Here is a 14645-nt window from a genome sequence, read left to right as displayed (position 1 = left end):
GGGGGGCGCGCCTCGGAGCCCGTGCGTTGGAGTTCGTGCTTCAGAGTCGTGCGCCAGGGGCCGCGCCTTGGAGCCCGTGCATCGAAGTGTGTGCTTCAGGGGCCGTGCGTCAAAGTCCGTGCGCCAGGGGCCGCGCCTCGGAGCCCGTGCTTCAGAGTCCGTGCGTCAGGGGCCGCGCCTCGGAGTCAGTGCGTCGAAGTTCGTGCCTCGGAGTCCGTACCCAGCGCCCCTGCCTCAGCGTCCGTCCTCGGGCGCGTGGCCGCCGTTCAGCCTGGCGGCCAGCGCACGGGCCGCCAGGTCGAGCGTGAAGCCGAGCACGCCGATCACGAGAATCACGGCGGTCAGTTCCGAATAGGCGAGCCGGTCGCGCGTGTCGAGAATCAAATAGCCCAGCCCGGAACTGACGCCGATCATTTCCGCCGGCACCAGCACGATCCACAGAATCCCGATGGCGAGCCGCACCCCGGTCAGCACTTGCGCGGCGATGCCGGGCACGTAGATGTGCCAGAGCATTTCGGCGCGCGTGGCGGCCAGGCTGTGGCCCAGTTCGATCCAGCGGCGATCGAGCTGCACGACGCCGGCCGCGGTGCTGAGGATCAGCGGCCACACCGCCGCGAAGGCGAGCAGGAAGATCACCGAGCGATCGCCCACGCCGAGCGACATCACCGCGATCGGCATCCACGACAGCGGCGACACCATGCGCAGGAATTGCAGTGTGGGCGACAGCGCCTGCTCCAGCCAGCGCAGCCTGCCGATCGCGAAGCCCACCGGCACGCCCACCACGAGCGCGCAGCCGAGGCCGGCCGCGATGCGGCGCAGGCTGGTGGCGACGTGGCCGAGCAACTGATCGTCGTGGATCAGCGCCGGCAGCGCCTGCCAGGCGCGCCACGGCGAGAACTGCGCGAGCATCGCGTTGCTGCCGCCGAGCGTGGCCACGGCGAGCCACCAGAGGCCGAGCGCGGCGGCCAGGCCCGCCACGCCGAGCAGGGCCGCGCGAGCGCGGGCTCGCCGCGCACCGGGCGCCTGCCCCGCGCGTGGCGCGGCCGGATCGACGGGCAGCACGCTAGACAAGAATCGTCTCCTGGCGCGTATAGCCGGCCGGCAGGCCGAAGGCAGCCATGCCGCCCGCCGCTTCGATGCTCTTCTTCACGAACCGGTCGTCCACCAGGTCGCGCGCCGCGAAGGCCGGATCGAGCTGCGCGAGGAACCCGCTCGCGCCCTCGGTGCGGGTCGTCTTCAGGCGCCGCACCAGTTCCTCGGTGTAGCTCGGATACGGATATGGCTGGAAATCGATGCGCCCCGAGTGCCAGTCGGCATGCCGGATCGCGCGATCGCCGAGGTAGCGGCCGGCGTCGCCGGCGGGCGGCGCGAGCACGCGGCCGAGCAGGGCGGAGGCGTGCGGCGTGTAGTGGTGCTCGTCTTCCTTCGACAGCAGCCGGGCCGCTTCCTGCGGATGCGCGCGGGTCCAGAGCTGCGCCTTCACGATCGCGTCGACCACCTTTTGCGACCAGCCGGCGCGCTGCGTCAGGTCCTGTTCGTGCATGAAGATCGTGCAGCAGGCGTGGTTGCGCCAGACGTCGCCCGTGAAGCGCAGGATCTTGCCGATGCCGAGCTGCTCGGCCGCCGCGTTGAACGGCTCGGCCACGGTGTAGCCGGCGATCTGCCGCGCGGCCAGCGCGGGCGGCATGTCGGACGGCGCCATCACGATCAGCGCCACTTCCTTCGGCCCGGGCGTCGCGCCTTTCTGCAGCACCGGCGTAAGGCCCTGGCTGCGCAGCATGTCCTGCAGGATCACGTTGTGGATCGAATACCAGAACGGCACCGCCACCGTCTTGCCGCCGAGATCGGCCAGTGAACCGATATCGGGCGTGACCGTGAGGGCCGAGCCGTTCACGTGGTTCCAGGCCACCACCTTGGCCGGCGCGCGGCTGCCGTAGCGCGCCCACAGCGTCATCGGCGAGAGCAGGTGCACCACGTTGACCTGCCCGGACAGGAAGGCCTCGACGAGCTGCGCCCAGCTTCGCAGCAGCACCGGCTTCTCGGCCTTCACGCCGGCCGCGTCGAACAGGCCGTTGGCATGCGCGACCAGCAGCGGCGCGGCGTCGAGGATCGGCAGGTAGCCGATCCGGACCGGCGCGTCGGGCTCGGCCGCCGCGCGCGCATTCAGCGTATGGAGCAGCGGCGCGGCGCCGGCCACGGAGAACAGGGTGGCGAGCTTGAGCCACTCGCGGCGGGACATCGGGATATCGCACATCGTCAGGCATTCACCGTGGTGGAGTCGGTCGATCGGAACGATCGGCCGGGGCAATCAATCGGACAAATCGGACAAATCGGATGGTTCGGACAGGAAGGCGGCGGACGGCATGGCCGCGTGCAGGGCCGCCAGGATCGGCACGCGCAGCGCGCCGAGCGCGGCCAGTTGGGACTCGCGCGGCGGCGCGACGCTCACCGGCCATTCGCCCGCGAGCCGGCCGTGGCCGAGCAGCACGATGCGATCGGCCACCCGCAGCGCCTCGTCGATGTCGTGCGTGACGAGCACGGCGGTGGCGCCGGTGCGGCGCACGATCGAAACCAGCAGGCGCTGCATGCCGGCGCGCGTGACTTCGTCGAGCGCGCCGAACGGCTCGTCGAGCAGCAGCACGCGCGGCTCGCGGGCCAGGCTGCGGGCCAGCGCGGCGCGCTGCGCCATGCCGCCCGACAGTTGCGTCGGCCGCCAGTGGCGCGCGTGTTCGAGGCCGACGGCGTGCAGCGCGTCGCTCACGCGCGACTTGCGCTGCTCGCGCGTGAGCGGGGCTTGCCTGGCAAAGGCGAGGCCGAACGCGACGTTGCGTTCCACGTTGAGCCAGGGCAGCAGGGCCGGATGCTGGAACGCCAGCGCGACGTCGGCGCGCGGCCCCGCGATCGGTTCGCCGTCGAGCCGCACCGCGCCCGCGCTCGGTGCGACGAGGCCCGCGATCGCGCGCAGCAGCGAGGATTTGCCGCAGCCGCTGGGGCCGAGCAGCGCCACGATCTCGCCGGGCTCGACCACCAGATCCACCCCGTGCAGCACCTCGCGGCTCGCGTAGCGCAGCGCGAGGCCGCCGATTTCCAGGCGCGCGCCGCTCATGCCGCGTCGGCCTGCCGGTGGCGCGCGAGCTGGGTCTTCAACTGCACGAGGCTCGGCGTGACGATCGGCACGAACGCCGCTTCGCGCACGCGCCGCGCGGTGCCGCCGCTGCCGCGCAGGTAGCCGCGTCCGCCGCTGGCCTGCACTTCGAAGCCGACGGCGGCGTTCACGGTGCCGGCCAGCGCGATCCGCAATTCGAACAGCGCGGCCGGTTGCGCGAGAAAGCGGCCGTCGAGCACGCCCGAGAGCAATTGCGTGCGTTGCGTCGCCAATTCGGCGGCGAGTGCGTCGATCTCTTCCGCGATCGCCTCGCGGGAAGCGTCGCCGCCGGCCGATGCCGCCGTCAGCGCACGCTGCGCGAGCCCCAGCGACATGCCGCATTGCAGGCCGAGAAACGCCGGACGCAGGCGCGCGAGAAACGCGGGCGCGTCGGCGGTGATGCGCCACGCGGCGTCGAGCACGACGCCTTCCAGGCGCAACGCGGCGGTATTGCTGCCGCGCAGCGCCACCAGATCGAGATCGTCGCTGCGCTGCAGGCCCGGCGCGTCGTGCGGCAGCGCGAAGATCGAGGGCGGCGCGCCGTCGTCGTGCTCGAACGCGGCGGCGGCCAGAAAGCCTGCCGGGCGCAGGTTGGTGATCCACGGCAGGCTGCCGTCGAGCGCGTAGCCCTGGGCATGCCGCGTCGCGCGCATCTGCAGCGATTCGATCGCCGACAGGTATTTCATCGCGTTCGACAGGCCGCTGGCGCCCGCGGTCGTGCCGTCGATCAGGGCCGGCAGCCAGCGTTCGCGCAACGGCGCGCAGTCGCCTTGCAGCAGGTATTCGACGAAGGTGCGATGGCCCCACAGCACGAAGGCGGCGGCCAGCGAATGGCCGGCCACCTGCGCGACCGCGTCGATCGCATCGGCGATGTTGCCGCCCGCGCCGCCCGACGAGGCCGGCACGCCGATCGCGCTCAGGCCCGCGCGCGCGAGCCGCGGCAGCACCTCGGCGGCGTGCGCCGGTTCGGTGTCGAGCGATTCGGCGTGCGCGTCGAGCCAGTCGCCGAGGCCGGTGTTGCGCGTGCTGGTGAGCGAGGTCATGCCGGTTGTGCCTTGGGTTCCCAACGGTAGGCTTCGAGCTGCGGATTGAGCGCGTTGTGCGAGAAGTTGTTCGCGAAGTTGCAGAGCGTGGCGAGGCTGACGCCGAGAATCACTTCGAGCGCATTCGCGTCGCTGAAGCCGGCTTCGCGAAACGCCGCCTGCGCGGCGTCGGACACGTTGCCGCGCGTGTCGATCACGGCGCGCGTGAAGTCGGCCACGGCGGCGAGCCGCGCGTCGGGAATCGGCGACTGGTCGCGGATCGCCGTGACCAGGTCGGCCGGCAGTTGCGCCTTCTTCAGCGCCACGGCGGTATGGCCGGCGACGCAGAAGCCGCAGCCGTGGATCGCGGCGGCGGTGATCTGCACCACCTCGCGTTCGGCCAGCGACAGGCCGCTGCGGCCATTGATCGCCGCCACGGTCAGATAGGTTTCGAGCGCGGCCGGCGCGTTCGCGAGCGAGGCGACCAGGTTCGGCAGGAAGCCGTTTGCCGCGAGCGATTGCTCGAGATAGGGGCGGCTCGCTTCGGGAGCGGTATCGACGGTGTGCAGCGGCAGACGTGCCATGGTGTCCTCGAAAACAGCGGAAATCGTTCGGACGGCCATTGTGGCGGCGCCCGGCGGCAGCGGGCAATGCGGCCCCGTCTGCGTTTCCTGCGGATTCGTCTCGGGCGCGGCGCCGCTCAATGCATGGGTGCGTAGACCGAGGCGTCCTGCATGCGCTCGCGGCGGCACGCGCCGGGCGGCAGGCCCGTCACGCGCTTGAAGGCCTGCGCGAAGGCCGATTCGGAACGATAGCCGACCTGTTCGGCCGCATCCCAGGTGGACGCGCCGTGCCGCAGCAGTTCGGCGGCGACCTTCATGCGCAGCAGCGCGAGGAATTGCGCGGGCGGCTGGCCGCAGGCATCGGCGAACTGTTTGCAGAATCTTGCGCGCGACATGTGACAGAAGCCGGCCATCGAGGTGGTGGTCCAGTCGTCGGCGGGGCTCGCGATGATCGCATTGACGAGCGGCGCGAATTCGGCGCGCCGCATCACCGACCACAGCCCCGGCGCGAAGCTGTCGGCGCTCGCGATGCTGCGCAGTGCGTAGAAAAACAGCACGTCGGTCAGGCGGTCGACGAGCGGCGAGGGCGCATCGGGGGTACGGCGCACTTCCTCGCGGATCAAGTCGAACACCACGCGCGCGCCGGCCAGGCGGGCGTCGTCGTGGCGCGCGATGATGTGGTCGGGCAGCAGCCCGTGGATCGCGTCGCCGAGATCGGAGCGGAATTTGAAGAAACCGCAGGCCAGGCCCACGCTGCCCGCCGAGGCGTCGGCCTCGAGCGCCGTCATGGTGCCGAGCCGTTGGCCGAGTTCGTCGGCCTCGGGTGCGCGTTCCCTTGGCGACAGGCAATGCGCAACGTCGTGCAGCAGGAACACGGCGTCGCCGGCCGTCAGCCGGGTGCTCTGCGCCGCTCGCGCGGGCGTGGCCGGCAGATGCAGCCAGCATTCGCCCTGCAGCACGAGATGGAAGCTCGCGCGCTGATGGCCCGCTGTCGAGGCCTGATAGACGCCGCAATAACGGCCCGCGTGGAACAGCGTGCTGCGCAGTTCCAGCCCGGACAGCAGCCAGTCGGCGGCGCGTTCAACGGTGGTCGGCATGATCGGGTGCGACGGCGATGCGCGAAAAAAGGGGAACTTAGCTTAGCGCCCGGCGGCGGCACGGCCAAAGAAGCGTTGGGATGAAGCATATGCGCCAGGGTGATAAGCATGCCGGGCCGGGGGTTTCCGCGTTGCGGCAGAGGAACCCGTCTAGTTTTTCTGTACGGCGGCCGCCCGCGCCGATGCTAAGCTGCGCCGGATCTTGTCATTGCTCGATGTCAATATAGGAGACCGGAATGATTGCTTCGCAGACCTGCCTGTTGATCGTGGTGCTGCTGCCGTTTGTATGGACCGTGTGCGCGAAGGCGCGCCAGGGCTACGACAATACCGCGCCGCGCGCGTATCTGGCGAAGCTCGAAGGCTGGCGCGGCCGCGCGGTCTGCGCGCATCAGAATGCGCTCGAAGCGCTCGCGCTGTTTACGGCGGCGCTCGTGGTGGCCTGGCACAACGGCGCGAACGGGGTGCGCGTCGATCAACTGGCCACGGCGTTCGTCGTCGCGCGCGTGCTGCACGGTGTGTGCTACGTCGCGAACTGGGCGTCGCTGCGCTCGCTGGTGTGGTTCGCGTCGATGATCTGCGTGGTCTGGCTGTTCTTCGTCGCGCCGTCGCCGTGATCGTGCGCGCATCGCACACAGCATGAGGTTGCGCGTGCAACGATCCGGCGTGCGGGCCGGGTCGTCATGCTTGCCTCAATTGCCTCAAACCTTCTCGGGCGCGTCGCCCGACACCCAATCGCGCACCGCCTGCACGAACAGCCGCAGCGGCGCGGGCGGATGACGGTTGGCCGGGTAGTACAGCGCCAGCCCCGGCATCGCCACGCTCCATTCGCGCAGCAGCGCCACCAGTTGGCCGTCGGCCAGATACTCGGCCACCTGGTTCTCGGGCACCCAGGCCACGCCGATGCCGGCCAGCGCCGTCTCGATCATCGAATTGATATTGCCGAGCGTCATCGGGCCGCCCACGTCGAGGCTGCTAGTCTTGCCGTTCGACTGGAAATCCCAGCGATACATCGCGCCGCTCTCGAAACGGAAGCGGATGCAGCGGTGCTGCATCAGGTCGGCCGGGCGCTCGGGCGCGGGGTGGCGCGCCAGATAGGCCGGCGAGGCCACCGCGATGAAGCGCATCTCCGGCCCGAAGCGCACGGCGATCATGTCGCGCGGCACGTCGTCGAGCACGCGGATGCCGGCGTCGAAGCCTTCGCCCACGATGTCGATGAGCCGCGTGTCGGTAACGAATTCCACGTGGATATCCGGATAACGCAGCAGGAAGCCGGGCAGCACGTGGCGGATCAGGAGCCGTGTGGAGGACTCCGAAGCACTGATGCGCACCGAGCCGGCCGGGCGATTCTGCGCGGTGGCCACTTCGTCCACGGCGTTTTCCAGATCGCTGAGCGCCGGGCCGACACGGCGCAGCAACTGCTCGCCGGCTTCGGTCAGCGCGACCGAGCGCGTGGTGCGGTTGAACAGGCGCACGCCGAGCCGCGCCTCCAGGCTGCGCATCGAATGGCTGAGTGCCGACGGCGAGACGGCCAGTGCGAGTGCGGCGGCCCGGAAACTGCGCTGTTCGGCGATCGCAACGAACGCCGTCAATTCGGAAAGGCCGGCACGCAACATGGTGGAACCTGAGTCATCGGGGGAGGGCAACGCGGATGCATTGCCGCGCGTAGCGTAGCACTTGCGTCGCGCGCCGTGTTGCAGCGTGGCGCGCGGTGCAAGCGCATCGTTCAGAAATGGCAATCGTGCGTGGCGAGCACGTCGGCGAACGGTCCGGCCAGCGTCAGGTTGTGATGCGCGACGATGGCCGAGGCCGGCAGCACGGGCGTGTCCATGCAGCTGTGCGCGTCGGCCGCGAGCACCGGGCGGATGCCGTGCTCGGGCGCGGCGCGGCAGGTCGTGTCGACGCAATACTGCGTCTTCATGCCGGCGACGACCAGCTCGCGCACGCCGGCTTCGGCCAGGCGCGCGGCGAGCGCGGTGCCGGAAAAGCAGTTCGGGCGTTGCTTGTCGAACACGATGTCGTGTTGCGGATCGAGGCCGAGTTCGGGCAGCAACTGCACCAGCGCGCTGTCCGGCGCGAGCGGCGTACCGGGCGCGCCCACGTGGCGCGCAGCGAGGATCATCGCGCCGGCCTCGCGGGCGCGGCCGATCAGCGTGCGCAGGTTCGCGAGCAGGCGCTCGCCTTCATACGGCGCGTCGGCGCCATGAAACAGGCCGTGCTGCATGTCGACGATCAGCAGGGCGCGTGCGGGAAACGGTTGGCTGGGTTGGCCGAGTTGGTCGGACATCGTGGCATCTCCATCGAATGCCGGCGAGGCGGGGAATGCGCGTCCAGAAACGACGAAGCCCCGCATCGCTGGCGGGGCCTTGGGGTGGAACAGGCAGAAATGAACTGCTGCGCGCCGACCTCACGACCCGCCGAAGGCGGTCGTGGTGGGTGTCGTGGCATGGAGGCGCGGTGCGTTCATGAACGCGAGAATGACGCAGGCGTGCGGCGGCGTCAAGCGCGTGTGGCGAGCGATGCCCGCGCAACAAGACAAAGCCCGCCGAACGGGCGGGCCTGGAAAAAGCGCCCTCGCTGCATGGGGGCATGACGAGCGAGGGCGAAGGGTAGAACTGTTGTGGCGTTCCGGGCCGCGATCAGGCGGCGACGGTTTCCGCCTGCTTGGCGGCGGGCGCCGGTTCGACGTCCTGACGAATCAGGTAGTCGAAGGCCGACAGCGAAGCCTTGGCGCCTTCGCCGACCGCGATCACGATCTGCTTGTACGGCACCGTGGTCACGTCGCCGGCGGCGAACACGCCCGGGATCGACGTCGCACCGCGCGCATCGACCACGATTTCGCCGTGACGCGACAGCTCGATCGAACCCTTCAGCCATTCGGTGTTCGGCACCAGGCCGATCTGCACGAACACGCCTTCGAGATCGATGCGCTTGGTCTCGCCGCTTTCGCGTTCGAGGTAGACGATGCCGTTCAGCTTCTGGCCGTCGCCGGTCACTTCCGTGGTTTGCGCGCTGGTGATCACGGTCACGTTCTTGAGGCTGCGCAGCTTGCGTTGCAGCACGTCGTCGGCACGCAGCGTGGCGCCGAATTCGATCAGCGTCACTTCGCGCACGATACCGGCCAGATCGATCGCGGCCTCGACACCCGAGTTGCCGCCGCCGACCACGGCCACGCGCTTGCCCTTGAACAGCGGGCCGTCGCAGTGCGGGCAGTAGGCCACGCCCTTGTTGCGGTATTCGCGTTCGCCCGGCACGTTCAGTTCGCGCCAGCGTGCGCCGGTCGACAGGACGATGGTCTTGGCCTTCAGCACCGCGCCGTTCTCGAGGTGGATCTCGTTGAGCGCACCCGGCACGAGCTTGGTCGCGCGCTGCACGTCCATCACGTCCACGTCGTATTGCTTGACGTGCTGTTCGAGCGCCACCGCGAACTTCGGCCCTTCCGTTTCCTGCACCGAGACGAAGTTCTCGATCGCCATCGTGTCGAGCACCTGGCCACCGAAGCGTTCCGCCACCACGCCGGTGCGGATGCCCTTGCGTGCCGAGTAGATCGCCGCCGCCGCGCCGGCCGGGCCGCCGCCGACGATCAGCACGTCGAACGCTTCCTTTGTGGCCAGTTCCTTGGCGGCACGGGCGCCGGCGCCCTTGTCGATCTTGGCGAGGATTTCCTTCACGCTGCTGCGGCCCTGGCCGAAGCTCTCGCCGTTCAGGAACATGGTCGGCACGGCCATCACCTGGCGCTGGTCGACTTCATCCTGGAACAGCGCGCCGTCGATCGCCACGTGGCGGATGCGCGGGTTCAGCAAGGCCATCACGTTCAGCGCCTGCACGACTTCCGGGCAGTTCTGGCACGACAGCGAGAAATACGTCTCGAAGGAGAAATCGCCTTCGAGGCTGCGGATCTGTTCGATCGTCGACTCGTCGAGCTTCAGCGGGTGACCGCCGACCTGCAGCAAGGCGAGCACGAGCGAGGTGAATTCATGGCCCATCGGGATGCCGGCGAAGCGGATGCCGGTGGTCTTGCCCGGTTCGCCGATCGTGAACGAGGGCTTGCGCTCGGTGTCGTCGCGGCGTTCGATGACGCTCACGCGCGCCGACAGTTCGCCGATCTCGTTCAGCAGCGCGAGCAGCTCCTGCGACTTCGCGCCATCGTCGAGCGAGGCGACGAGTTCGATCGGACGGGTGAGCTTCTCGAGGTACGACTTGAGCTGGGTCTTGAGATTGGCGTCGAGCATGATAATTCGGATTCCGTAGTGTTTTTGGCAGCTCGCCGGAGGCGAGGGGACGTGCGGCCCGGTTCGGGCCGCACTGTCGAGCGCCTTGCGGCGCCTTGATACCGTCTTGCTGCTGGGGGAAGCTTAGATCTTGCCGACGAGGTCGAGCGACGGGGTCAGCGTTTCTGCGCCCGGCGTCCACTTGGCGGGGCACACTTCACCCGGGTGCGATGCGACGTACTGAGCGGCTTGCACCTTGCGGAGCAGTTCGCCAGCGTCACGGCCGATGCCGTTGTCGTGGATTTCGGCGATCTTGATTTCGCCTTCCGGGTTGATCACGAACGTGCCGCGCAGTGCCAGGCCTTCTTCTTCGATCAGCACGTCGAATGCACGTGCCAGCGTCAGCGTCGGGTCGCCGACCAGCGGGTACTCGATCTTGGCGATCGTGTCCGACGTGTCGTGCCATGCCTTGTGCGTGAAGTGCGTATCGGTCGACACGCCGTAGATTTCAACGCCCAGCTTTTGGAATTCTGCGTAACGATCGGCCAGGTCGCCCAGTTCCGTCGGGCACACAAACGTGAAGTCCGCCGGGTAGAACACGAAGACCGACCACTTGCCCTTCAGATCTTCATCGCTGACCGTGACGAAATCGCCTTTGTGGTATGCGTTTGCCTTGAACGGTTGGAGCTTGCTGTTGATGATCGGCATTTGCTGTTTCCTTTGAGTGAAAAGGTGATCGGGTGGTGATCAGGAAACGCAAGTATGACGACTCGACCGGGCAATGGGAAATTGCTTGTTTCAATGAGCGGGATCGGGATTTTCTATCTGTCCCGACTTCGAGACGGACTGTGTCTCGGGCCGGGCCGTCAGGCCGGGCGCCGAAGGCGGGAGAAGCAGGCTGGGCAGGCTGGAAAGCCTTGCCGCGCGGGGTTCGCCGCCTTACCCGGAGAAGTGGGTACGCAGCGCGACGCAATGTCGCGGCGAATAAGGCGAGTGGCGCGATTTTCTCCGATTCTGCGCATTTCGTCCAGCCTTGCTTCGCATGTCGCCCGGTTTTCTGCCTGAACGATTTGACGGGCGAATGACCAAGGCGACAAATCGGCCGATATACTGCCGCGCATTCCTGAAATCGCCCGGGGCGATTGCGTAACCGATGCACGCCGATGCCGCGATGGCGGCCGAAACGGCGCGATATCGGCAGGCACGACCGACAACAACGAGAGCGCGTGGTGAACATGAATCGATCGGGGCAACAACGCGGCGCAGTCATCTGCCTGCCATCGAGATGTGCATGGGAGGTCGCCCGATGACGACCAATCCGCCTGTCCTGGCGATGCGCTCGCGCGCCGACGCCACCATCGAAGCGCTGGCGGCGCGCGTGACCGCCGCCACCCGCCTGCGCGGCGGTGCGGCGCAGGGCCTGCACACGTTCCTGGTGTTCGGCTTCCGGCAAGCCTGGGTGTGCCTGTTCGGCGGGCTGATGGTGGGCCTGCTGATCGCCACGCACTTCGTCTACCCGCGCGATGCGGCGCTGTCACGTTACGACTTGCTGACGCTCGCCGCCGTGGCGATCCAGATCACGCTGATCGCGCTGCGGCTCGAAACCTGGGACGAGGTCAAGGTGATCCTGCTGTTCCACGTGTCCGGCACGGCGATGGAAGTGTTCAAGACGGCGGTGGGCTCGTGGGTCTATCCCGAGTACGCGGTGCTTCGGATCGGCGGCGTGCCGCTGTTCACCGGTTTCATGTATGCGTCGGTGGGCAGCTATCTCGCGCGGGCGATCCGCGAATTCGACCTGCGCTTCACGGGGCATCCGCCGCTGCCGGTCACGGCCGGGCTGTCGCTGGCGATCTACGTGAATTTCTTCACGCATCACTACTGGTTCGACCTGCGTTACGGGCTGATCGCGCTGGTGGCCGTGGCGTTCCGGCGCTGCCATGTGTATTACCGCGTCAGCCGCCGCTATCACCGCATGCCGATGCTGCTCGGGTTCCTGCTGATCGCGCTGTTCATCTGGCTGGCCGAGAACGTCGGCACGTTCAGCCAGGCCTGGCTCTACCCCGCGCAGCGCGACGGCTGGACGCTGGTGTCGCCGAGCAAGCTGGTTGCGTGGTTCATGCTGACCATCATGAGCTACGTGATCGTCACGCTGGTCAACCCGCCGCGCACATGGCCGGCGGCGGCGGGCGAGGCGCCTCGCGGCTGAATCGTCATTGCGCGGCCGGCGCGCGGCGGTAGAATGCCGGTTTTCCATTTCCGCCGTGCGTTCGCGAATCGTTCGCGCTCGCCCGGCGCGGCGCACAGCGATGACCCACACCGACGACAAGACCCTCGACGAACTCGACCAGTTCCTGACGTCCGACATCATGTCGGAGAACACCATGACGATCGAGATGCTCGACGGTTACCTGACCGCGATCGCGATCGGCCCGACCACGATCGCCCCGACCGACTGGCTGGCCGACGTCTGGGGGCCGAGCGAGGACGACGCGCCCGATTTCGCCAACTACGAGCAGGCCGAGTACGTCTTCAGCCTGATGATGCGGCACTACAACGCGATCCTGCAGACCTTCGAAGCCGATCCGTCGTCGATCGCGCCGCTGTTCAGCGTCAACGAGGTGGACGACGAGAACGGCACGCACGAGTTCATCGACGCCGAAGCCTGGGCCAACGGCTTCTTCCAGGGCATGGGCCTGCGCTGGGACGACTGGCAACTGCTGATCGACCACGCCGACGCCGAAACCATGCTGCGTCCGCTGCGCCTGCTCGGCAGCGACGATCTGGACGACGACGAACGCGCGTTGCTCGACCAGCCGGCCGAGCGCGAGCGGCTCTCGGAGCAGGTGCCCCCGGCGGTCGTGAAGATCTATGAATTCTGGCTGCCGCATCGCGGCCCGACGCAGGAGCGCCTGCTCGCGCAGACCATCCAGCGCGACGCGCCGAAGGTCGGCCGCAACGATCCGTGCCCGTGCGGCAGCGGCAAGAAGCACAAGAAGTGCTGCGGCGACGACGGCCAGCCGGACTGATCCGCCCAGCTTGCCCCGATCCTGATCCGCCTTGCGCGGGCGGGCCGCGCAAGGCGCGCCCGCCCGCGTTTTTCCTTCCCGCCTTACTTCAGACCGAAGCCCAGCGTGGCCAGCGCCTCGGCGAGCCGATCCCGGCCCGACAGCGCTTCCGGCCCGCGCACGCGGCGCGACGCCTGCCCGGTCCATCCCGATTCCGTCATCTGCTGCATGCGCTGGAACGCTTCCATCGACGCGTTGTAGTCGGCCAGTTGCGCGCTCGATTCGGCCGTGTAGCGTTCCTCGTGCACCACCAGCGGCGCGGGCAGGCGCGGCTTGACGTCGTTGGTGACGGCCGGATCGGGGTAGCCGATCGTCAGGCCGAACACGGCGAACGCCTCGGGCGGCAGCCCCAGCTCCTGCGCGACCGCCTCGGGCTGGTTGCGCATGCCGCCGATATAGCAGCAGCCGAGGCCGAGCGATTCGATCGCGACCACGGTGTTCTGCGCGGCGAACGCGGCGTCGGCCACGGCCACCAGGAAGGCTTCGAGATAGCCGAGGCCCGCGCCCGGCATCTGTTCCTGCTCCGACACGCGGCGCAGGCGCGACAGATCGGCGATGAACACCAGCACCAGCGGCGCCTTGGCGACATGCTTCTGATTGCCGGCGCACACGGCCAGGCGCGCCTTGCGTTCGGGGTCGCGCACGGCCACCACGCTCCACGCCTGCAGGTTCGACGAGGTCGGCGCCGATTGGGCGGCGGCGGCGATCGTTTCGAGGATATCGGCGGGCAGCGCGCGCTCGGCGTAGGCGCGCACCGTGCGGTGGCGCAGCAGCGTGGCGATCACGTCGTTGACGGCGCCGTCGGCGGCATCGGCCTGCGGGGCCCAGGTGGCGCCGTAGCGCTCGCGCAGCAGTGCGTGGCGGGTATCGGCGGTGGCCGTAGCGGTGTCGTTCATACCGGAAGCGTCTCCAGACATCGATGAAAAGGCTGCCATGGTATGCGAGACGGGCGCTGTCTGCTGATGCGCGGGGCGATCGACAGCGTTTCGTCAGGCGATTTCGCCAATTTCGCCGTTTCTCCCGCGGTTTCTCCCGCGGTTTCGGCGCTGGCGCGCCGGTGCGGTCAATGCATGTAGGTCACGTTCCGTTCGCGCGCCCGGATCTCCAGCCCGGCATCGAGCAGCGCGATCGAGAACCAGCGCGTGAGTTTCAGCACGCCGCTGACCGAGAACGCGGGCAGCCAGTCGTTCAGTACGCCGATCGCGGCCTCGCCGTGCGTCGACTGCAGATGCGCGATGGCCTGCAGCAGCGACGCTTCGTCGTAGGCGAGGTCCTGCGCGCAGCGGCAGCGCATGTCGAGCGGGCGCTGCGATGAACAGGCCAGCGTGTTCATCATCATGTCGAAGTGGTCGAGGCCGTCGGCATGCAGGCCGGCTTCCACCAGCACGTCGCGCCAGGTGTGGGCGAGGCGAGCCTGGCGGTTGCCGCCGCATTCGGGGTGCAGCCAGGTTCGCACGGCCGTCAGCACGACGCGTTCGGCGGTATCGGGGTCGCCCGCGAGCGGGTCGTCGTACAGGGATGGGCGGCCCGCGCCAAGTCGCGTGT

The 14645-nt window shown here is 68.6% G+C and carries 15 protein-coding genes; 3 read left to right on the top strand and 12 right to left on the bottom strand.

Going from position 1 to position 14645, the window contains the following annotated elements; all coding sequences use genetic code 11:
- Positions 1-234 precede the first annotated feature (234 nt).
- From ACYP33_RS01730 to ACYP33_RS01705, 6 genes are all read right to left on the bottom strand, one after another.
- Entirely contained in the window at positions 235-1071 is an 837-nt protein-coding gene (locus tag ACYP33_RS01730) for an ABC transporter permease (protein WP_459619320.1), read from the bottom strand.
- Positions 1064-2254, bottom strand: coding sequence for an ABC transporter substrate-binding protein (locus ACYP33_RS01725; RefSeq protein WP_459619319.1), 1191 nt, complete (start codon positions 2252-2254; stop codon positions 1064-1066). The genes ACYP33_RS01730 and ACYP33_RS01725 overlap by 8 nt, the downstream gene beginning before the upstream one ends.
- 54 nt (positions 2255-2308) lie before the next feature.
- Positions 2309-3106, bottom strand: coding sequence for an ABC transporter ATP-binding protein (locus ACYP33_RS01720; RefSeq protein ID WP_459619317.1), 798 nt, complete (start codon positions 3104-3106; stop codon positions 2309-2311).
- On the bottom strand, positions 3103-4188 hold the full coding sequence (locus tag ACYP33_RS01715) for an acyl-CoA dehydrogenase family protein (RefSeq protein ID WP_459619315.1): 1086 nt from the start codon (positions 4186-4188) through the stop codon (positions 3103-3105). Before ACYP33_RS01715 ends, ACYP33_RS01720 begins: the two co-directional genes overlap by 4 nt.
- Positions 4185-4751 carry a carboxymuconolactone decarboxylase family protein gene (locus tag ACYP33_RS01710; protein WP_459619314.1) on the bottom strand — a complete coding sequence of 189 codons (567 nt, stop codon included), beginning with the start codon at positions 4749-4751 and terminating at the stop codon, positions 4185-4187. The genes ACYP33_RS01715 and ACYP33_RS01710 overlap by 4 nt, the downstream gene beginning before the upstream one ends.
- 116 nt (positions 4752-4867) lie before the next feature.
- The gene (locus tag ACYP33_RS01705; RefSeq protein ID WP_459619312.1) at positions 4868-5827 is read right to left on the bottom strand and encodes an AraC family transcriptional regulator; all 960 of its coding nucleotides are present in this window, start codon (positions 5825-5827) and stop codon (positions 4868-4870) included.
- A 236-nt stretch (positions 5828-6063) separates the two neighbouring features.
- Here ACYP33_RS01705 and ACYP33_RS01700 point away from each other — a divergent pair, with 236 nt between their 5' ends.
- A complete protein-coding gene (locus ACYP33_RS01700) occupies positions 6064-6441 on the top strand; it encodes an MAPEG family protein (RefSeq protein WP_414439424.1) in 378 nt (125 codons plus the stop codon).
- An 84-nt stretch (positions 6442-6525) separates the two neighbouring features.
- On the opposite strand, the gene ACYP33_RS01695 is transcribed toward ACYP33_RS01700, so the two are convergent.
- The 4 genes from ACYP33_RS01695 to ahpC all read right to left on the bottom strand — a co-directional run bounded on the left by ACYP33_RS01695 (position 6526) and on the right by ahpC (position 10743).
- Positions 6526-7440, bottom strand: coding sequence for a LysR family transcriptional regulator (locus ACYP33_RS01695; protein ID WP_414439423.1), 915 nt, complete (start codon positions 7438-7440; stop codon positions 6526-6528).
- A gap of 110 nt (positions 7441-7550) precedes the next feature.
- On the bottom strand, positions 7551-8111 hold the full coding sequence (locus ACYP33_RS01690) for an isochorismatase family protein (RefSeq protein WP_459619309.1): 561 nt from the start codon (positions 8109-8111) through the stop codon (positions 7551-7553).
- Positions 8112-8463: 352 nt separating this feature from the next.
- Complete coding sequence (gene ahpF, locus ACYP33_RS01685; protein WP_459619307.1) at positions 8464-10056, bottom strand: alkyl hydroperoxide reductase subunit F; 1593 nt, start codon at positions 10054-10056, stop codon at positions 8464-8466.
- A 123-nt stretch (positions 10057-10179) separates the two neighbouring features.
- A complete protein-coding gene (gene ahpC, locus ACYP33_RS01680; protein ID WP_414439420.1) occupies positions 10180-10743 on the bottom strand; it encodes an alkyl hydroperoxide reductase subunit C in 564 nt (187 codons plus the stop codon).
- Positions 10744-11341: 598 nt separating this feature from the next.
- On the opposite strand from ahpC, the gene ACYP33_RS01675 reads away from it, so the two are divergent.
- Both ACYP33_RS01675 and ACYP33_RS01670 read left to right on the top strand, forming a co-directional pair.
- Entirely contained in the window at positions 11342-12241 is a 900-nt protein-coding gene (locus ACYP33_RS01675) for a DUF817 domain-containing protein (protein WP_459619305.1), read from the top strand.
- A gap of 100 nt (positions 12242-12341) precedes the next feature.
- Positions 12342-13061 carry a UPF0149 family protein gene (locus ACYP33_RS01670; protein ID WP_459619303.1) on the top strand — a complete coding sequence of 240 codons (720 nt, stop codon included), beginning with the start codon at positions 12342-12344 and terminating at the stop codon, positions 13059-13061.
- 83 nt (positions 13062-13144) lie between these two features.
- On the opposite strand, the gene ACYP33_RS01665 is transcribed toward ACYP33_RS01670, so the two are convergent.
- Positions 13145-13996: an NADPH-dependent oxidoreductase gene (locus ACYP33_RS01665; RefSeq protein ID WP_414447397.1), complete on the bottom strand. Its 852-nt coding sequence runs from the start codon at positions 13994-13996 to the stop codon at positions 13145-13147.
- Between the two features lie 167 nt (positions 13997-14163).
- Positions 14164-14645, bottom strand: a 482-nt coding sequence (locus ACYP33_RS01660) for a hypothetical protein (RefSeq protein ID WP_459619301.1), incomplete at its 5' end; no start/stop codon positions are given.

This window comes from Burkholderia sp. 3C (assembly GCF_054589155.1).
Note: the sequence above shows the minus strand (reverse complement) of the source record. Positions and strands in the feature narration are given on the sequence as shown.